At 43.9% G+C, this 18,557-nt stretch carries 16 protein-coding genes; 6 read left to right on the forward strand and 10 right to left on the reverse strand.

Going from position 1 to position 18,557, the window contains the following annotated elements:
- Nucleotides 1-280 precede the first annotated feature (280 nt).
- On the reverse strand, nt 281-442 hold the full coding sequence (locus HMPREF0083_RS30215) for a transposase (RefSeq protein ID WP_021623324.1): 162 nt from the start codon (nt 440-442) through the stop codon (nt 281-283).
- Nucleotides 443-473: 31 nt separating this feature from the next.
- Complete coding sequence (locus HMPREF0083_RS28260) at nt 474-623, reverse strand: hypothetical protein (RefSeq protein WP_021623325.1); 150 nt, start codon at nt 621-623, stop codon at nt 474-476.
- A 177-nt stretch (nt 624-800) separates the two neighbouring features.
- Here HMPREF0083_RS28260 and HMPREF0083_RS19115 point away from each other — a divergent pair, with 177 nt between their 5' ends.
- Nucleotides 801-1,685 (forward strand): helix-turn-helix domain-containing protein, encoded by an 885-nt coding sequence (locus HMPREF0083_RS19115; RefSeq protein WP_021623326.1) that lies wholly within the window; start codon nt 801-803, stop codon nt 1,683-1,685.
- A 56-nt stretch (nt 1,686-1,741) separates the two neighbouring features.
- Here the strand turns inward: HMPREF0083_RS19115 and HMPREF0083_RS19120 are convergent, their stop codons facing one another.
- The 4 genes from HMPREF0083_RS19120 to HMPREF0083_RS19135 all read right to left on the reverse strand — a co-directional run bounded on the left by HMPREF0083_RS19120 (nt 1,742) and on the right by HMPREF0083_RS19135 (nt 5,254).
- Nucleotides 1,742-2,617, reverse strand: a complete 876-nt coding sequence (locus HMPREF0083_RS19120; protein ID WP_021623327.1) for a cation diffusion facilitator family transporter — start codon at nt 2,615-2,617, stop codon at nt 1,742-1,744.
- Between the two features lie 233 nt (nt 2,618-2,850).
- Complete coding sequence (locus HMPREF0083_RS19125) at nt 2,851-4,065, reverse strand: ABC transporter permease (protein ID WP_021623328.1); 1,215 nt, start codon at nt 4,063-4,065, stop codon at nt 2,851-2,853.
- Nucleotides 4,062-4,805 carry an ABC transporter ATP-binding protein gene (locus tag HMPREF0083_RS19130; protein ID WP_021623329.1) on the reverse strand — a complete coding sequence of 248 codons (744 nt, stop codon included), beginning with the start codon at nt 4,803-4,805 and terminating at the stop codon, nt 4,062-4,064. Before HMPREF0083_RS19130 ends, HMPREF0083_RS19125 begins: the two co-directional genes overlap by 4 nt.
- A gap of 191 nt (nt 4,806-4,996) precedes the next feature.
- Nucleotides 4,997-5,254, reverse strand: coding sequence for a hypothetical protein (locus HMPREF0083_RS19135; protein WP_021623331.1), 258 nt, complete (start codon nt 5,252-5,254; stop codon nt 4,997-4,999).
- Between the two features lie 442 nt (nt 5,255-5,696).
- Between HMPREF0083_RS19135 and HMPREF0083_RS19140 the strand changes: the two genes are divergently transcribed.
- The 3 genes from HMPREF0083_RS19140 (at nt 5,697) to HMPREF0083_RS19150 (ending at nt 10,132) form a co-directional block, all read left to right on the forward strand.
- Complete coding sequence (locus HMPREF0083_RS19140; protein ID WP_021623333.1) at nt 5,697-6,260, forward strand: sigma-70 family RNA polymerase sigma factor; 564 nt, start codon at nt 5,697-5,699, stop codon at nt 6,258-6,260.
- Entirely contained in the window at nt 6,260-7,675 is a 1,416-nt protein-coding gene (locus HMPREF0083_RS19145) for a DUF4179 domain-containing protein (RefSeq protein ID WP_021623334.1), read from the forward strand. The genes HMPREF0083_RS19140 and HMPREF0083_RS19145 overlap by 1 nt, the downstream gene beginning before the upstream one ends.
- A gap of 747 nt (nt 7,676-8,422) precedes the next feature.
- A complete protein-coding gene (locus HMPREF0083_RS19150; protein ID WP_040303891.1) occupies nt 8,423-10,132 on the forward strand; it encodes a methyl-accepting chemotaxis protein in 1,710 nt (569 codons plus the stop codon).
- A gap of 70 nt (nt 10,133-10,202) precedes the next feature.
- On the opposite strand, the gene HMPREF0083_RS19155 is transcribed toward HMPREF0083_RS19150, so the two are convergent.
- Nucleotides 10,203-11,498 carry a class I SAM-dependent rRNA methyltransferase gene (locus HMPREF0083_RS19155; RefSeq protein WP_021623337.1) on the reverse strand — a complete coding sequence of 432 codons (1,296 nt, stop codon included), beginning with the start codon at nt 11,496-11,498 and terminating at the stop codon, nt 10,203-10,205.
- Nucleotides 11,499-11,606: 108 nt separating this feature from the next.
- On the opposite strand from HMPREF0083_RS19155, the gene HMPREF0083_RS19160 reads away from it, so the two are divergent.
- Nucleotides 11,607-12,449: a YihY/virulence factor BrkB family protein gene (locus HMPREF0083_RS19160; RefSeq protein ID WP_021623338.1), complete on the forward strand. Its 843-nt coding sequence runs from the start codon at nt 11,607-11,609 to the stop codon at nt 12,447-12,449.
- Between the two features lie 19 nt (nt 12,450-12,468).
- The gene (locus HMPREF0083_RS19165; RefSeq protein WP_021623339.1) at nt 12,469-15,474 is read left to right on the forward strand and encodes a heparinase II/III domain-containing protein; all 3,006 of its coding nucleotides are present in this window, start codon (nt 12,469-12,471) and stop codon (nt 15,472-15,474) included.
- 1 nt (nt 15,475) lies between these two features.
- Here the strand turns inward: HMPREF0083_RS19165 and HMPREF0083_RS19170 are convergent, their stop codons facing one another.
- From HMPREF0083_RS19170 to HMPREF0083_RS19180, 3 genes are all read right to left on the reverse strand, one after another.
- Nucleotides 15,476-15,850, reverse strand: coding sequence for a DUF423 domain-containing protein (locus HMPREF0083_RS19170; protein ID WP_021623340.1), 375 nt, complete (start codon nt 15,848-15,850; stop codon nt 15,476-15,478).
- A gap of 51 nt (nt 15,851-15,901) precedes the next feature.
- Nucleotides 15,902-17,131 (reverse strand): MFS transporter, encoded by a 1,230-nt coding sequence (locus HMPREF0083_RS19175; protein WP_051354723.1) that lies wholly within the window; start codon nt 17,129-17,131, stop codon nt 15,902-15,904.
- 311 nt (nt 17,132-17,442) lie between these two features.
- Nucleotides 17,443-18,267 carry a YitT family protein gene (locus HMPREF0083_RS19180; RefSeq protein ID WP_021623342.1) on the reverse strand — a complete coding sequence of 275 codons (825 nt, stop codon included), beginning with the start codon at nt 18,265-18,267 and terminating at the stop codon, nt 17,443-17,445.
- Between the last annotated feature and the right edge of the window lie 290 nt (nt 18,268-18,557).

Here is an 18,557-nt window from a genome sequence, read left to right on the forward strand (position 1 = left end):
TCAAGTTTTCTTTACTGTGTGGAGCGTGTGGCGCTGGGGACGAAATCGACCGGCAACTGTCTCCTACACCGAGAGGCCCAGATGTTTTGCCGGTCCGGCCCTGGCGCCAAAAAGCGGCTGTGTCTCTTCCTTGTGAGAAAAAGACGAGGGAACACGCCGACGCGTGTCGCCTTCTTTCTTCCACCTTATGGATAATCAACAGGCGTGAATATATATTACTTTCTTATACGATTAAAAAACATCGGCGACACTGCATGTTATTCACAGTGCCACCGATGTTTTATTTGTACGAACTATATTTTCCCTGCTTGTACTCATGTATCCAACGATAAATCATTTTACTGTTAAGTCTGTATTTTCTGGCTACTAGACTGAGGCTTTTTTCTACTAGTGCATCTTTCACAACTTCTCTTTTAAACTCCAATGAATACTTTCTTCTCATTTCTTTACATCTCCCTTCAGCCAAAAAATGATTAGTGTTGGTATGGAAGGCGAAGGATAGTAATTGCTTTATCTTGGGTATTTTTTACCGGTGCTTTTTCCACTTCTTTAGCGTCTGCAATTCCGTTAAAACTTATTAATATAAGGGCCGTAACGACTAGAGAAAAAATTTTGCTTTTCATTCTTATACCCTCCTTTAAACTTTAAAAATATGAAATATATGTTAGTACCATCATAATATATAACATTTTTTTGCGAATTCAGGATAAAAGGGCGTTTTCAGGGAATATATCCGTTTTTGTTACTTTTCCTTGCAAATGCGTGAATACATATAAAAATAATTATATAGGAGAGGCTGCATGAGTATTCAACGAATCGGAGAAGTCGTTCGGGAAATTAGAAAGTATTTAAACATCTCGCAGACGGAACTTGCAAAAGGAATTTGTACCCAAGCACTCATCAGCAAAATTGAAAAGGGCGAGGTCATTCCTTCTGCCGAAATTCTCTATTATATTGCCAAGCGCTTGGGCATTACGCTTGATTACTTTTTTGATCGAATGGAGAATCCGCAATTTACGTATGTACAGGAATTTTTCTATCAAATTCGCAAGTTAATCCGGGAACGTAATTATGAAGAAGTCTCATTACTTATTAAAGCAGAGCGTAACAATCCAATTTTCTGCAATCGGGAAAACCGCCAGTTTCTTTCCTGGCATGAGGGCATTTGTGCATACTATCTTGAACATAACCTCACAAAGAGCATGGAACTTCTATATGAAGCGCTGGATTTAGCTGTTAGCATGGAGAACTATACTGAGAAAGAAATCGAAATCCTAAACAGTATCGGGATTATTTATAGCGAAGAGGAACGTTATAAAGAAGCATTGGAGATTTTTGCGAGGGCGATCCGTCATATGAACGGCGTAACATTCGCACAGGATCACACCATTTACCTGCGATTGTTCTATAATTATGCCAAAGTCCTGACCCAGCTTAAAGATTATAAACTATCGCTCCAATACTGCAATAAGGGACTTCTGCTATGCCTGCAGCATGAGTACTTATATTTATTCGGGGAGCTTCATTATCAGAAAGCCGAGAACCTGTTGCATTTGCACCAAACGGAGCAGGCACTTGACTTCTTCCACAAATCATTGATGATTTTTGACCTTCAGCAAAATTACACATTTGTGGAGTATGTAAAGAAAAGACTACAAGAAGTCAAACGGCAATACAGGGTGTAAAGCGGTGTAGGGAAACATTCCGTACAAAGCAGGCCACAGGTTTGTTTCCCTGTTCGCTATTGCTTCCATGGTTCTACATGAACATGAACGTTCATGATCCCATGCTTTTTCCTCATCTTCTCTTCAATCTCTTCCGTAATTCGGTGACTTTCTATTACATTCAGGCGGGGATCGACATGAATAACGACATCGACGACTACCATATTGCCAAGCGCACGCGCTTTAATATCATTCAATGACTTAACCTCGGGGATTTCTTCGATTGTTCCTCGCAGCTTTGCCAGCTCCTGTTCATCGAAGCCATCCGTTAAATTATGTGAAGCTTCACGGAAAATTTCCCACGCTGTGCGACAGATCATCAAGCCTACCACCACCGCCGCTAACGGATCCAGCCATGGCAGACCAAGCTGCGCGCCGAAAACCCCGACCGCCGCACCGATGCTAACCCAGACATCCGATAGGTTATCTTTAGCTGCTGCCATCACAGCTTGACTGTTAATCTTATGCGCTAAATTCCGGTTAAACCGATACACTCCATACATGATGAGCGCACATCCCAACGCCGTCCATGCAGCCAGCATGTCCGGCGCTTCCGCACGGAAATCAATAATCGATTGCCCGGCATTATAGAGCACCTGCAAACCTACCACCATCATAATAAACGAGGCAATCAATGAAGCGATTGTTTCTGCACGCCAGTGACCGTACGGGTGGTCTTCATCCGGCGGTTTACGGGAAAAACGCAGGCCGATAAGCACTGCAATCGAAGCCATAATATCAGTAGTATTATTCAAACCGTCCGCCATCAATGCTTTTGATCCGGTAAAATATCCGATAACAAGCTTCAAAACGGAAAGGACAAGATAGGCAATAATGCTGACCCAGGCACCGCGTTCCCCCATTTTTACATTAGCGTATTGTTGCTCTTCCATTCCGATAAACCCCCACGAGTTTCTGTATTAAGTATGCTATCAAACAGATTCATGTGGGTCTAGAGAAACCTTTTTGCCACTGACTAGTATTGTAGGGTAAGGAAAGTTTTTTGTATTGAAGGAAAATCTGTTTCCTTAGGGAAAATTCAGAGATGTTATTTGTTTTTAGCAAAGCAGGATGTGCGAATCAAATAAAAAAGTATGCCCTGAGTTACTCAGAAGCATACCCTCTTTTAGTTTTCTTGAAGTTTTCTACGAAGCAGACGATAGCTGTATACATAAGAAAAGCCTATACCGATTACCGGTGCTATAACCAAATGCCAACCAACGGTAAACGGAACAAGGACCGCTATGTACAAAATCACAGATTGTACTATCATTGCAACGAAAACAACACGTACAACTGCATCCTGTCTTGCCGTAGATGGAACAGGATAGATATGCGTCCAGAACACGTAACGATAGTATTGACGCAACGTCGATAATTGTGTACCGGTTAGCGACAGGATAATGAAATAAGCTATTGCCTTACCCCATTCATCACGAATAAGACCGATAACAATCAATCCGACAATAGTCAATCTTACGAACATCGAAAATAAATCGGAACGAGCAAATACCTTGCCGTACAAATACGTATACATGTTACGCTGTACAAAGGCAACCTTGTCTACCAGCATAGATATCCAGGCACGGCGGTGCACCTTGTTCTCTATGTGAGGCACATCGACGAACTGGTTCACAAATGAATAAAATCTGGATACCATGCGCCTTTCTATCTGCACCAGATGCTCCCAGTGTATATACTGACGCGAAAGCGTGCGATAATAAAAAACAGCGACCACAAAAAAGAGAAGGGTTGCAATCATATTGCCAAGAACAAATCCTTGCGAGAACAAAACGGAAAGGACCGCCACATTCGCAAGCCAGCGACCTCCCGCATGAGCTGCTCTGGCGCTTTGCTCTCGCAGCCGCTGCTCCTGCCATCTACCCGCCACATTCACTAGCTTTATTACTAGCAAATACACCAGAAGCGGCAAAAATGATTCCGCACTCTCCCCCATCCGGTGAGTATACAACGGCCATACTGCAAGCAGCAGCAAAAATACGTAGAGTGCGTGAAACACAAATGTATACACGATGGATGCCCTAAAATACGGTCCCATCCTTCCTTCCAACGGAAGCAAAAACACAAGATCCGCTTCCTTTAGGAATGTGCGAATTTTTCCACCTGTTAAAAGCAAGGAAAACAGCAACACAATTAACCACTCTACCGGATATGTACGCGGGAGCTTTTCAAGCAACACGGAGTAGTAGTACGACGCACCAATAAACGCAAATACGAGGAATACAATCGTTCCGCTGTTAACAATATAACGGGAATAACCGACAGCCTCCTTCAAAAACGCCCCTATCCGCTGGTTCCATAGCTGTTTAACATCCATCATACGCTCTGATCCTTTGTCAGTTCATAGAATACATCGTCTAACGGTACACCTTCCATACCTGCCTGTTGCTGAATTTCCGTGATCGTACCTGCCGCACGAATCCGGCCATTATGCAGGACAACGAACTTATCGCAATATCGTTCAACCGTAGACAAAATGTGTGAACTCATCAGAATTCCGGCGCCCGTGTTTTTCATCTTCACCATCAATTCCAACAATGAACGGATGCCTATAGGGTCGAGGCCGACAAACGGCTCATCAATAATATACAGCGACGGCTGCACCAGAAATGCATTCATAATCATCATCTTCTGGCGCATTCCCTTGGACATGTGCTGTGGAAACAAATCGCGTTTGTCCTTCATATTGAACTCCTCCATCAGAGGGCCGACCCGCTCTTCGAACGTCTTCCGATCCAGGCCATACGCCATCGCCGTTAACTCCAAATGCTCCCACAGTGTCAAATCCTCATAAACGAGAGGCGATTCCGGTACATACGTATAAGATGCACGGTACGCTTCAGGCATCTCCTGGAGCGTCTGGTTATGGATACGAACTGAGCCATTGGATGCTTGAAGCAAGCCTAGAATGTGCTTAATAGTCGTACTCTTGCCCGCACCGTTCAGACCAATTAATCCGACCATTTCATGCGGATGAACCGTAAAGGTAATATCATGGATAATCGGGCGCTTTTTCCGGTATCCACCCGTTAAGCCTTGTACTTGTAGAATAGGTTCCATATTCTATCTCCAAACCTTTTTTCTTTCATTATACCAAATTGGCCGGAACGTAATAAAATCAGAACGATGAATAAAGAAGGAAAAAGCCAAAGAAAGGGAAAGGAGCCAGGCAAAATGGCCGCTGGCCTTAAACGGGGAACGCCGATTGAACATTCGCGGTAAAAGCTGCATAAGGAAAAAGAGGTTTTGCCTTATCCCGTGTCCCAATACCCTATTTCCGCCCGTTCATATGTCCTCGGAGCCGGGGCTGCACGCCATGCTGCTCCTTCGCGCCCTTCTTGTCGCTGCCCTATCGTACCGACATACGAGCAGCAAGTTTCCTGTATAGAACAAGAATACTCTTGCCAACAAGCCTTTATATTCTCCTGCTCTGACTCATGTGTATAAATCCAGGTCAGTACCCCTTCACTATAATAAGAAAAATCCTCCTGTCTAATATCCGTATCCATCACGTACTCCTCCCCATTCGGTTTTGGTGATTTCAGTATAGCGGATAAGGAATTAAAAAAACACAATAATCGTACGACAATTCACGCAACTTAAAACGCTAAATTTGTTGGAATACGCGATATGCGAAAATTTTTGTTGGAAGATTACGATTAGCGTGGGAAGATGTAAGTGAATGGAATTCGCAAAGTAAAGGAGGGTCATTTCATCGACACATGGCCATCCTCTGCTCATATGGGAGCAATTTTCACATCGGCAAGCCACGGTAATTATCATAATTATTGTGGCTTTTTACTATGGCATAATATCCAAAGGCAAAAATGACAGCTTCACAACGCAAGCATAACCGGGGCCATATCCTATTTCATTCATAAAAACAATGTCAGAAAGCCTGCAACCCCTTCGTACTATATTACGAGAAGTCTTTTCAGGGGGTGATGAAATATGAGAATAGATGAAAACAACTTTATCAAGGAATTAAAACGGGGAAATACAGAAGCGCTGGAGTTCATCGTAGATAATTATAGTAATCTGGTTTTCAAGGTTGTAGGCGGTGTGCTAAATACAGGCTTTCATTTTCAATATATAGAGGAATGCAGCAATGATATATTCTGGTCTGTATGGAATAATATCAACAGCTTTGATGAAGAAAAAGGTGAGTTTAAACACTGGATTGCCGCTGTGGCCAAATACAAAGCGATAGATTACAAAAGAAAGCTTTTCAAGCAAAGTATTATTGAGTCTATAGACGATTGTTCCTTAAATGATGAGATGAATTTAGAAAGTATTGTTGTATCAAAGGAAAACAAGGAAGAACTTCTTAACGCAATAAATGATATGAGTAATGAAGATAAGGAAATCTTCATACGAAGATACTTTTTATGTGAAAAAGTTGAAAGTATTGCTGAGACATTTGGTGTAGATAGGAATTGGGTAGACCAAAGACTTTCAAGAGGACGTAAAGCGTTAAAGAAAAAACTTATCTTATTGAGTGGAGAGGTATTGTGATGAAAAATAAGGATTTTGATTTGGAAGAAAAGGATATCTATAAATTATTTAACGGAATAAAATTCGAGGAAAGTGAGATTACTGATATGAAAGAAGAAGTATCAACGGTTCAAAAGGAACGAATTAAGAAGAATTTAAACAAAAAAATAAAGAGTAAAAGAAATTTGAAGAAACTAAAATATACCCCTGCCGTAGCAGCTATCGGATTGGCTTGCCTAGTAGGGATTGGGACAATTTCTCCCACTTTTGCAGAAAATATCCCTGTTCTAAATTCCATAATCCAAGCGCTAAATGATGATAAAGGTGAATACGATAAGTACTCGCAAATCATTAATAGCAGCATCACAGACAATGGAATAACACTTACCATAAATGAAGTAATAGCAGATGAATCAAAATTAATGATCGGCTACACAATAAAGAGTGACAAGAAAATTACAGACTTAACAATCTCCGGACCAGGAAGCTCCTTGCAAATAAACGGTGAAGATTTCTACGGTATTGGAGGTCGTATTGGAGGTCGTACTGAAGATCGTATTGATGATTATACGTATGTTGTCAGTGAAGAATGGGACATTAGCTTATTAAAACCATGGAAAAAACTTGACTTAGATTTAAAATTCAATGAAGTGGCGGGCGTAAAAGGGAAATGGGATTTTGCCTTTAGTGTATCAAAAGAAGAAATATCTCGGAACAGCACAATATTTACACCGAATAAAAAATTAGATTTCCCGGACAGTGCTGTGACGGTAGATAAGGTAGTATTCTCTCCAATAGGTACGTATATTTCATTAAGCGGAAAACATAAAGAAAAGAAATCCACACCCCACAACATATTTGACTATGATTATTGGCTTGCATTTGATGATAAAGGAACGCAACTTATACCGAATGGTATTGGTGGCGGCGGCTCTAATGGACTGGATTTTAATAGTCAAATGAGCTATACGAAGGTAAAGGATATTCCTAAGTACTTGACGATTATTCCTTGCAAAATTACTCCTTCAGGTGGAGGTGGCGTGTCAGACGATGGAACACCAATTACCGTAGAAACAAAGAAATCTAACGAAATAAGTAAACCGATAGATGGCGTATATCCAATCGAGCTTCCTCAAGGTAAACTAGGAAAGCTAATCATAAAAGAAATAAAGACAGACAATAACAAGACGACAGTTACATTCACCGCAGAAGGGAAAGCTCCTTACTTGCAGGCAACATCGCTTTATATAAAAAATGATAGTGGTAAAATGATTGACAGCAAAGACGATAATATAAGAAGAGATGAACAAAAACCGAATGAATTTACAATGGAATTTGAAGCTTTAGATGCTAATAAGAAATATCATATAGGCACAAACGATTTCGATAATTTTGAGTTAAGAGAGGACCTGAAATTTAAGATCGATCTTAACTAAGCGCACTTACCATCACGAGTGAACACTGGGCCAAATACACAGTTCAACTAAAAGAAAAACACAAACCCCGACACGTTCATAGTGAGCAGCACCGCAGTTAGCTACAAAACAGGGGCTGTCCCATAAGGCCATAAATTGACCCTGTGGGACAGTCCCTTAACTTGATAGCTATGTGACAAAACCCCTTCTCTCATCAAACAAAATCCCTATATTCTTCTTTTCCCTCTACCAATCTCATTCATTCACTTAAACACTTCAAAAATAAAACTGTTGTCGATTCCCCGGCTTTTTTGCACTACTGGTGACCGACGACAAATTCAACAAACAAGCCGCTTATTTCCTTTATTTTTATCATAGCACAAAATCCAGTTATTACCATATCAAAACGTATCAAAGCTTATATTACTATCTACTGCTTTTCTCTTTAAAATACTCATACATCTGACGATAATAAGGGAACCAGCTTTTGAACTTGTTCAAAAAATGGCCACTTTAAAATACTCATACATCTGACGATAATTATAATACATAGGATTTTAGAACCAGTAATTTTATCCCAATTTGTTTTCCATTGCCATTTACCCAACAAAGTGCATCCTCCCTCTCCATTGGGTTCTTCCCCTCCCCTGATGGTTTGTTACACTTATTTAGGTCTTAGGGGTGGTTATCCTCTACATAAAATACGCGAAGTGTGAGTTTTACCGCCCGGTAGATCAGAATAAAGAGAATACACAAGGAGTGAACACCATGAAACTCTCTATTGGAAAGAAATTGTATATCGCATTCACCTGTATTTTCCTCATTATGATGATGCTAGGCATTCTCAGTATTATGAAAATGAGTAGCATTAACGAAAAAGCTGAAGAAATCAACACAAGCTGGCTGCCGGGCGTTAGCAGCATTAACCACTTGAACTATTTAACCGAACACGTTCTAGCGAACGAAATAAAATTCGTCATGACAGCAGATGCAGCACAAAAACAATTCCTTAAGGAAAATATGGAGCGCACGTTTGCGGAAATCGACAAAAGTTTGACCGTATACGAGAATACCAATGAGGAAGACGATGAGGAAGATCGACAAGTATTCGACTCATTCAAAGCTACGTGGAAAAAATACGAAGAAATCCATAAACACATTATAGAAGCTGGCAGCAAAAATGATATTACCGCCGCAAAAAAATATCTGGAGCAAGGCGATAGTATCTACACCGAAATGAAAAAGTACCACAGTACGTTGGTGAAACTCAATGAGGAAGGTAGTAACAAGGCCGTTCAAGAAGCAGCCAGCATCTACAAAAGCGGCCGTAATCAGGCTATCATCTATATGGCTATCGCACTTCTTTCCTGTACAGTGCTTGCTTTTATGATTACAAGAAATATTACAACAAGGTTACAGTCCCTAGGTCAGCAAGTCAAAACAATGGCCGAAGGGGAGCTTCGCCTTGATCCATTGCCTATTAAGGGGAACGACGAAATCAGCATTTTAACCGGCAACTTTAATGATATGAGTGAACGATTACGCGACATCGTGCACCAGGTCAGCATGACTGCAACCCAGGTAGCCGCAGCCTCTGAGCAGCTGTCAGCCAGTGCAAGCCAGACTAGTGAAGCCAGCGAGCAAATCGCACAGACCATTCAAGACGTATCAGAAGGCGCTACCCATCAAAGGCATGCCATCAACGAAATATCGACCACTATTCAACAGGTAGCCAGCGGCATTCAGCATATCTCCGTCAACAGCCAACGGGTGGCTGATTCGTCTCATGAAGCATCATCGCTTGCGGGCGAAGGACAAAAAGTAATTGATAGTACTGTACATAGCATCCGCTCAGTCAGCGAGAATGTAGAACGTTCTGCGGAAATGGTGCATAATCTCGGCATACATTCAGAAAAAATCGGAGAAATTGTTGAGTTTATCCAAGTTATTGCAGGACAGACCAACTTATTGGCACTTAACGCCGCAATCGAGGCAGCAAGAGCCGGAGAACAAGGGCGGGGATTTGCGGTAGTAGCCGATGAGGTGAGAAAACTTGCGGAAGAGGCAGGTACAGCAGCAGGCAAAATCCAACACGTCATCGAAAACATCCAATCTGAGATTGTACAAGTAGCCGAGAGCATGGCCGGCAGCACGACAGCAAGCGAGCAAAGCGTGGAGAACGCTCAAGAAGCCGGAGTCTCATTCCGCCACATTAGTAAAGCGATCGAAGCCTTGAACAAACAAATGAACGAAGTTTCTGCTGCCGTCCAGCAAATTGCTGCCGGATCGAATGAGATGACCCATTCGGTACAATCTGTCGTTAAAATCTCGGAGGAGACAGCTGACAGCACACAAACCGTTGCAGGTGCCATTGAAGAAGCCCATGCCTCCATGGAAGAAATCAATGCTTCCTCAGCCACACTGGCCAATTTGGCTGAAGAACTGCGTGATCAAGTGAGCTACTTTAAAGTTGATTAGGACGCTCACAACAAAAAACGAAGCGCGGCTAAGCCTGTCGCTTCGTTTTTTTCTTTACAAATTCAGAAATTTAGCCGCGTGAACGAACTTCATAAATGGCAAATTTCAAATAATCACCTTCGTCAATACCGGTTAGCTTCGGATGGTCGATACCCGCGCCGCTCCAGTGTACGAGCCGAAGAACTTTCTTGGCGTCTACAGCCGCTTCCTGAATCGTCTCGGCGAACAATTCGGGACTCATATGATAGGAGCAACTGGCTGTAACGAGATAGCCTCCCTCGCGTATAAGCTTTAGACCGTTCAGGTTAATATCCTTGTAGCCGCGCTGCGCGCCCTTCACTGCACTACGGGATTTGGCAAACGCCGGGGGATCGAGAATGACCACGTCCCACTGTTTTCCCTCCTTCGCTGCATCGCGCAAATAATCGAATGCATTGGCCACAACAAAATCCACCCTATGCAGAAATCCGTTCAGCTTCACGTTTCTTTTCGCCGTTTCAATCGCATGATCGGAGATATCCAGCGTCGTTACCTTCTTTGCCCCATGCTTGCATGCATTCAAAGTAAACGATCCGGTATGTGTGAAGCAGTCTAACACCTCAGCTCCATCCCAAAACGGGTTCTTCACAACTTTACCGCGACGGTCGACCGGACGGACTTCTCTCCCCCCTTCATCATCTACCTCCTGCATGCGGATGCCATGCGATTCGCCCCACCCGGTCATGATAGGTGCAAGGGCTGAACGGTTCTCACGCTGATCGAAGAAATATCCGGTTTTCTGTCCATTCTCGATATCTACAACTAGCTTCAGACCGTTTTCTTCTATCTCGATCTCCGTTTCTGATTCACCGTACCAGAACCCTTTCTCCTGTTCCATTCCTTCCAATTCACGCACATATACATCATTACGCACGTACACTGCTTTCGGTTTAAACACATCAAGCAACGCATTCAAAATCCATTCTTTGCGCACTTCCATACCAAGGGATAGAATCTGGACCACTAACACGTCTTCGAATTTATCTACCACAAGCCCTGGCATGAAGTCGGATTCGCCATATAACACCCGACAGGAACGAATGCCCCGCAGAAAACGCTGTCGGAATGCCCAGGCTTGATGAATGCGGGAAGTAAATAACTCTTGATTAATCTCTTCATTCGGATTCCATGTCAGCAGACGTACAATCATTTGCGAATTTGGATTAATGTAGCCCCTACCAAGAAAATGCCCCTGATGATTAACTACTTCTACAATTTCACCTGGTGTAACCTCGCCTTCAATCCGCTCTACTTCGCTTTGAAAAATCCACGGATGCCCCTGTTCAAGGCGTTTGCGGCGGTTCCGTACAAGAAAAACTTTTGTCACAATAATAATCCTCCGTATTTTACGTCGTCTGTCTTACAAAGTTGTAGCATAGAATAAGCATAATGGTAAAATAACGATAACTATTCTGTATGTCAATGGAGATTTGATATGGCAAACATTCGAAAAAGAAGTCGCTTGTTCCGATTCGGCTATGAACTTGTAGACCGTTTTATACGAGATGATGTGTCCGGCATGGCGGCGCAACTGGCTTACTATTTCTTATTATCTCTTTTCCCATTCTTTATTTTTGCCTTTACATTAATCGGCTATCTGCCTATTTCTACAGAAAACGCCCTGACAATTATCCAGATTGTCGCTCCGGAAAAAGTAACGGAGCTACTGGAGGATAACCTGCACAGTTTTCTGAATACCCGGCGCGGCTGGTTGTTGTTCTTAAGTCTGGCAGGCACGCTCTGGACATCCTCAAGTGCCATTCATGCTATTATTGTAGCGCTTAACCGAGCATACGACGTAGCGGATGAACGTTCTTATTTCATGTCGCGGCTGCTCGCGATATTGTTTACTATCGGGATTGTTATCGCTATTTTCATGACCCTGCTTTTGCCTGTGTTCGGAAAAACAATCGAAGTATTCTTCACGTCCCGTATTCATGTACCGGACTATATATTACTAATATGGTACTTGTTGCGTTGGGTGGTCAGCCTAATGTTTCTTATCAGTCTGTTCGCATTCCTTTATTATTTTGCACCTAATTGCGACGTAAACTGGAAGGTAGCCATCGTAGGTGCTTTATTCGCTGGCCTCGGTTGGCTTGGTGTCTCCTACGGCTTTTCGTATTATGTCAATAATTTTAGCAATTACTCATTGACGTATGGAAGCCTTGGAGGCGTAATCATTCTTATGATCTGGTTTTATTTATCAGCCCTGATTCTTATACTTGGCGGACATATTAACGCACTGATTCAGAAATATACGAACGGAAGGCTATAAAAATAAGGAGGGTCCAGGTATGGAGACGCCCGTACCAAAGCTTGGATTCTATTTTCCGCATGACAGCGTAGCGGCGGCCCGGCATAATATCAAAACATTCAAGTGGGCGCAGCACCGCTTCGAAGAACTTGAACGTGTATGCAACGACTTTCTCGCTCAATATCCCGTCGAAAAAATCTACCAGTGCATTCTATCTATGCATGGTCAGACATTCGCCTACGGGATTTCCGGCTGCCCACATTGCCGCAAGTCCTTTCCTTATTCACAAGAAATCCAAAACCGTATGTTTGCCCCTTTTCCCACGAAGCAACTAACCTGTCCAAATTGTTCGCGTACAGCGCCGGATAAGGAACTACCTGATAAGGGGAAAGGGTTTGTGCATAATGGAGTCGCCTATTATCCGGTCGGGATGTGGAATTTCCATACCGCTGGATGGCTGCTTGGCGGTGTACGGGACCATGAGGGTATGGTGACGAAGCTAACATACATGTACATGCTGACAGGCGAGCAGAAATATGCGCGTACAGCGACAGCAATTCTTGATGCGTTTGCCACCATATATCCGGGAACGATCGGTCCGCGTGACTTCACTCCGTTCGACAGTCAGGCAGAGATGGGACGGCTGCATCTGTTGACGAGCATCGTCTACCGTATTAAGGTTTTTCTCGCCCAAAATTACGACTGGCTCTACCACTTTGAAGACATGGATTCGCCATCCCCCGCCCTTGCCCTGTTCGGTAATCCGGGGACTATACGGGATAATATCGAAAGCATGCTCCACGATTACATGCTGACGGAGCCTGGAGGACCTGTTTACAATCTAGCAGATGGCAACCTGACAGAGCTGCATAACCATGAAGCAGACGGCGTACGGGCCATGCTGGCGGTAGGTCTGGTTACAGACAAGAAGGAATACTGCGACTGGGGTATCCAGGCGACGGACGCATTTCTTGCCAATGCGGTCGGACGGGACGGTATGTATTTCGAAGGATCATACGGCTACTCCATGTTTACAATTACAGTCTTTCTTGATATGGCTCTTCTGTCCATGCGGGCCGCTTCTGAAAAACAGCTATCTGAATTCCACCCGTTCGCAGGTGAACGTTTTTTCCGGTTCGCTGTACAAAATCCGATGGAGATGCTTTGTCAAGGTCATCTTCCTAGCTACGGGGATTGGGGGGCCGATCGGGTATGCGGCCAGAAGCCGGACGTGAAAACCCTGACAGATACGTATCGCGCTGCCCTGCACTTTTATCATTTCTCCCCCGTGAGCAGCATACGTAAAGAGGCCTCTGACTGGCTTGATCGTCTGTATCCAATTGTATGCGAACAATTAGGTAATAAGGGCATAGATTTATTTCTGCAACATCCGCCACTCACCCAATCACACTCCTTCTCCCTGCCGAAGGAAGTAACCATCGCCGGACAGTCCGGGATCGGAATTCTGCGCGATGCCAATGAAACAACCGCACTTATGCGCATTGGAGCCAACCATACTCATGCGCACGATGATGTGCTTGGCCTGAATTATTATGCCTATGGCAAGGAGATTTCTGCGGACCTCGGGTACAGCGTGTATGGCTCCAACAGTCATTTTGGCTGGGCAACAAAATCAATCGCTCATAATACAGTTGTCGCGAATGAGGATAAGAATATGAAAAAAGGCCAGCTCTACAAACCATTTGCTGGCGGTGAATTCACATTTCTGTATCGTTCCTCTACCGTCATAGCATATGAAGGCAAAGCTCCGGCGTTATACGGGCTGGATGCCTACCAGCGTATGATTGCGCTTGTACCGTTGCCTGATCGTTCGTCCTACCTTATCGATTTTTTCCACATTCGCGGAGCGAAAACATGCGACTATTCGTTCCGGGCCTTTCATGAGGAATCGGAGCTTACGCTCGAAGGGATACAAAAAACGCATAAAACAAAAAATAGCTGGACGCTGGCCGGTATCGGAGGCGGGGCTAAATTTTACTTTGACCAACCTGGCAAAAGCTTTGGGGAAAGACTGACGACAGGGGAAACCTTCTCACCGCTTCTGGCGGGAGAAAAAGCGCAATACTGGACGCCGATGCCGAACAACGGCTACGGATTTATTTATGACACCTGCGAGTATACACCGCAGCTTGCTTGCATAAAAGCACACTGGCAATCGGCGCAAGGATACGAACTTACATGGTACGGCCTACTTGATGCGGACGACCGGATCATAACCGGGCAATGCCCCAATCTGGAAGGCAGGGAACACCATCCTCTCCTTGTCATACGAAGCCATCGACATGTCAAGCAATATGCGGCACTTATCCATACAACAAAAAAGCAAAGCCCGCTTCGTGTAACACACCTGCAACGGCTGCCTGTCCGCGGTGGTGAAACGATCTCGTTCGCAGCGGAGGTCGGAGAGGAGTGGATCGACTTCTGGGCATACAGTCCGACAGAGCAGACCATGCTCGTCCGCACCCGATTCGGAGAGTGGCGTGTAGAGGGCCGCTGCGGCTTCGTCCGTACCGATCGGACAGGAAAAATACTGATACATGCCTGCATTCGTGCTACCTCCATGACTTTTCAAGGTATAAAAATGACAGGGAAGAAAAGTATTTGGTTTCCCATCAAAGCCATTGATCATAAAAAAAGAGCAATCCGCCTCGATCCACATCTTATCCCGGATGATGCGGATTTCATTCGAATTGCTCCTTCGCCGGACGCTCCGGCAGCGTTATATACGGTTAAAGAAGCATACAGCCGCAAAGATAGCGCCACCGTCATGCTGCGTGATTCGATCAGTTTATCCAAAGGCATTGTTGCTTCCTGCGAAAAAGGATTGCTTCTTACCCAATATCCCCTGCCGCTTGGCGCCGCTTTCCGCGGCAAACTCATCCAGGGAGAAAGTGGCGGACGTGGCCTCGTGGAGGAAGTATCGGACCTGAAAAGCATTCGTGTTCACATCCTGGCACCATTTAGCCCAGGAGAAGTATTCAACATTACGGATATAGCAGAAGGTTACTGGGCCCAGTGGTTATGAATTACTTTTTGGTCGCCGCGAACGCCAATAACGCCCAGCTGATCAAGAAACAAACACCACCGATTGGGGTAATCGCACCGAGCCAGCCAATCCCCGTCAATGCGAGTATATACAAGCTGAACGCAAAGAAAATAATACCAGCCTGCATGAACCATCCGGCAAGCTTTAGCTGCTTCATGCCTGCAATACCGCGTTCGCCTAGAATACCGATGCCAAGTAGGCCAAGACCATGAATCATATGATAATGCACACCTGTTTTGTATACTTCAAGCAAGTGATCCGTAATTTTTCCTTCCAAGCCATGTGCACCGAACGCACCCAACGCTACCGAGAGAAACAGGTTGATGCTGCCGAGAATAATAAATATTCGTGCCATCGTTATCTCCTTTGCTTTCTATGAAGTCTTATTTTATTATAACAAACGTTTTTATAAACTTTTTGACAGAGTCGGTACATCTTTCGCGAACAAACTGCGGCTTATAAACACCCCGGCACATGCAAAAATCAATAAACCTCCAACGATAAACAGGGAGAAAGACGCACCTGTATAAGCAGCCGTTCGTGCAAATAAGCCAAGTAAGCTTATCCGGAACAGCATGCCCACAGCTGAAAAAAAACTATTGACCCGCCCCATTACTTCATTGGGTACCTCATTCATCATAATCGTATTACGTGCGACCCGTGATCCGGCATTACCCCAGCCAAGCGTAATCTTCAGTATAAGGAACAATCCGACAATCGGGATGGCGGCAATAAGCAACGTACCTGCGGTAAAGACACTTACCGTCATAAACACCGTCCGAAATTCGCCCTGCCTGCGAAGCAAGAAGGGAATCGTATATCCACCGAGGATAGCTCCAAACGCATACATAACATCAGCTAACCCCATTATTGTACCATCAGCTCCCAATGTTTTAGCAATATAAACAGGGAACAAGTAGTTACCGACCATAATCCCGATGAACGGCATAAGCGAACTAATATAGAAAACAGTAAACAGGGGCTTATCTTTCAAATACAGAAATCCTTCTTTCATGTTTGACCATATAGATGCTTTTGATACTGCTATCTGACTCTGGGACGACACGTATGGAATAAACGATAACAATAGGAAGCCGGCCACATACGTGAACGCGTCAACCAGCAAAATCAATGAAAAATCAACCCGTTCAATTAGCACGCTTGTCAAACCGCCCGCAAGCATCGATGCGGCTTGATTCTGAATTTCCATGATACTGTTAAGCTCCCGGTACTGCTCCCTCGTGAAAATCTCCTGGTTAAAGGCAAATTGCGCCGGATAATGCAAGGTGTAGTAAAGCGATCCGCCCGCGTAAACGCCTATAAGATGCCAGGTTTCGTAAGCACCAGAGAAAAATCCACATCCCACAAACAAAATTACGATCAGAAAGCCGAATGCTTCACTAAATAGCAGCACTTTTTTTCGCGGTAACCTGTCAATCAGGACGCCCAGGTAAGGGGATAAAAAAAACAGAAGAAGCGTCATACAGAAAGTCACATATCCATAAATCTGATCACCCCCTTCCCGGTTGACCAGAAGCCAGGGAACGCCGATCATCGTAACACCGGAACCAATGGAAGAAAGAATATTCGCGAAAATTAATTTTTGAAACCGCCCGTCACGTATCACACTATTCATACTCATCACCCCTCTCACTAAAGACTTCATCCACATTCATTATATGTAATGATTTTAAATTAAACCATAAGAAATTACAATTTATTTATAATAGTTGAAAATAATTCAAATACTAGCGGAATTGATGGAAGAAAAAAGACACGCTGGCCTTTCTTCTGCCGGAACGCACCGGAACGCAGGGCGCATCCACCCTCTTCTTTGTTCCGAATCTCCTACTTCCAACCATGCTACCCTGTCAAAATATCAAGCGTAATTTATATGGTTCAATTCGTAGTGCATGACAAATAATAAAGCTCCGCCATGCGCTTAGGCTACTTATACCTTTCCTCGATACGAAACATATCCAGGGAGGCGCTTACGAAAACGGCTGAAGGGTCAAGCTCTGCAATCAGACTTTGTACCGCTTTTTCTTGCCGACTTGGTATGATGATATACATCTCATCCGGTTTACAAGCAGGAAAGTCGGGCAACATGTATTGACACTCATTCGCAAGTGTCGTCTGAAGAGCTTGCTTTATTATCTCGCTGTGTTCTGTTTTAATCCAAATTGCTTTTCGTACAGAGAAGTTATTCAACACATATGTGGTAGTCTTCAATGTGACCACATAACCGAATATCGAATAGATTGCTTGCTCCCAACCGAATAAAAAACCAGCCATGAACAAAACCAACAGATTAATCAACATGACAATTTCGGCAATCGAAAAGAAGAGACGCTTCTTTAATAAAAGGGCTACCTGCTGTACTCCATCCGTGAACCCTGCATAACGAAAAATTAACCCGATTCCGCTTCCCAGTATAAGACTGCCCAGAAACGCCGCAAGTGGAGGAGATTCAACCAAAGGAGGAAATGGATGAAAAAATATTGTTAACGCTGATAATAATGACAAACCCACTATCGCCCACAGCGCTCTTGCACGGTTTATTCCGCGATTATAATGGAAAAGAAACGGGAGATTCAACAGAAAGAGGAACACACCCATCTGCATCTCTGTTATATGGGATAACAAGCCGGAAATCCCTTTTACACCCCCGGGGATAATTTGGTTTGGTGTAAGAAACATTTCCAAGCCAAATGCTGCGAGAAATGCTCCAAGGACAATATAGACTACCCGTTTCCATTCTGTATCCACCATATCCACCCCTCTCCTAATATATGTTTCTTAAAACACACTTACATTGGAGTTCGGTTTTCATAAAAATACTCTCGCCTTTTAAGACTTTACGAAAAGAGACAACCAAAGTTTCAAGTCATACATACGGTGCTAAATCTGATTAGTCCGCTTCAACGGGCAGTATACCTCCACCCCAAAGGTCCGATACGTTCCATTAACACACAATGAGGATGAACCCTCCATTGCATGAAGGTTCGCCTTATTCATATAATTATGTCCAAGGGTGTTGATTATCCAGTATGATCCAGAGT

This window comes from Aneurinibacillus aneurinilyticus ATCC 12856 (genome assembly GCF_000466385.1).
In the GTDB taxonomy this organism is placed as follows: Bacteria; Bacillota; Bacilli; order Aneurinibacillales; family Aneurinibacillaceae; genus Aneurinibacillus; species Aneurinibacillus aneurinilyticus.

Coding starts and splice junctions, on each gene's coding strand:
- HMPREF0083_RS19165 (WP_021623339.1), top strand. CDS start 12,469: ATGGAGACGCCCGTACCAAAGCTTGGATTCTATTTTCCGCATGACAGC.
- HMPREF0083_RS19145 (WP_021623334.1), top strand. CDS start 6,260: ATGAAAAATAAGGATTTTGATTTGGAAGAAAAGGATATCTATAAATTA.
- HMPREF0083_RS28260 (WP_021623325.1), bottom strand. CDS start 623: ATGAAAAGCAAAATTTTTTCTCTAGTCGTTACGGCCCTTATATTAATA.
- HMPREF0083_RS19135 (WP_021623331.1), bottom strand. CDS start 5,254: ATGGATACGGATATTAGACAGGAGGATTTTTCTTATTATAGTGAAGGG.
- HMPREF0083_RS19160 (WP_021623338.1), top strand. CDS start 11,607: ATGGCAAACATTCGAAAAAGAAGTCGCTTGTTCCGATTCGGCTATGAA.
- HMPREF0083_RS19120 (WP_021623327.1), bottom strand. CDS start 2,617: ATGGAAGAGCAACAATACGCTAATGTAAAAATGGGGGAACGCGGTGCC.
- HMPREF0083_RS19115 (WP_021623326.1), top strand. CDS start 801: ATGAGTATTCAACGAATCGGAGAAGTCGTTCGGGAAATTAGAAAGTAT.
- HMPREF0083_RS19125 (WP_021623328.1), bottom strand. CDS start 4,065: ATGATGGATGTTAAACAGCTATGGAACCAGCGGATAGGGGCGTTTTTG.
- HMPREF0083_RS30215 (WP_021623324.1), bottom strand. CDS start 442: ATGAGAAGAAAGTATTCATTGGAGTTTAAAAGAGAAGTTGTGAAAGAT.
- HMPREF0083_RS19150 (WP_040303891.1), top strand. CDS start 8,423: ATGAAACTCTCTATTGGAAAGAAATTGTATATCGCATTCACCTGTATT.
- HMPREF0083_RS19140 (WP_021623333.1), top strand. CDS start 5,697: ATGAGAATAGATGAAAACAACTTTATCAAGGAATTAAAACGGGGAAAT.
- HMPREF0083_RS19170 (WP_021623340.1), bottom strand. CDS start 15,850: ATGGCACGAATATTTATTATTCTCGGCAGCATCAACCTGTTTCTCTCG.
- HMPREF0083_RS19130 (WP_021623329.1), bottom strand. CDS start 4,805: ATGGAACCTATTCTACAAGTACAAGGCTTAACGGGTGGATACCGGAAA.
- HMPREF0083_RS19180 (WP_021623342.1), bottom strand. CDS start 18,267: ATGGTGGATACAGAATGGAAACGGGTAGTCTATATTGTCCTTGGAGCA.
- HMPREF0083_RS19175 (WP_051354723.1), bottom strand. CDS start 17,131: ATGAATAGTGTGATACGTGACGGGCGGTTTCAAAAATTAATTTTCGCG.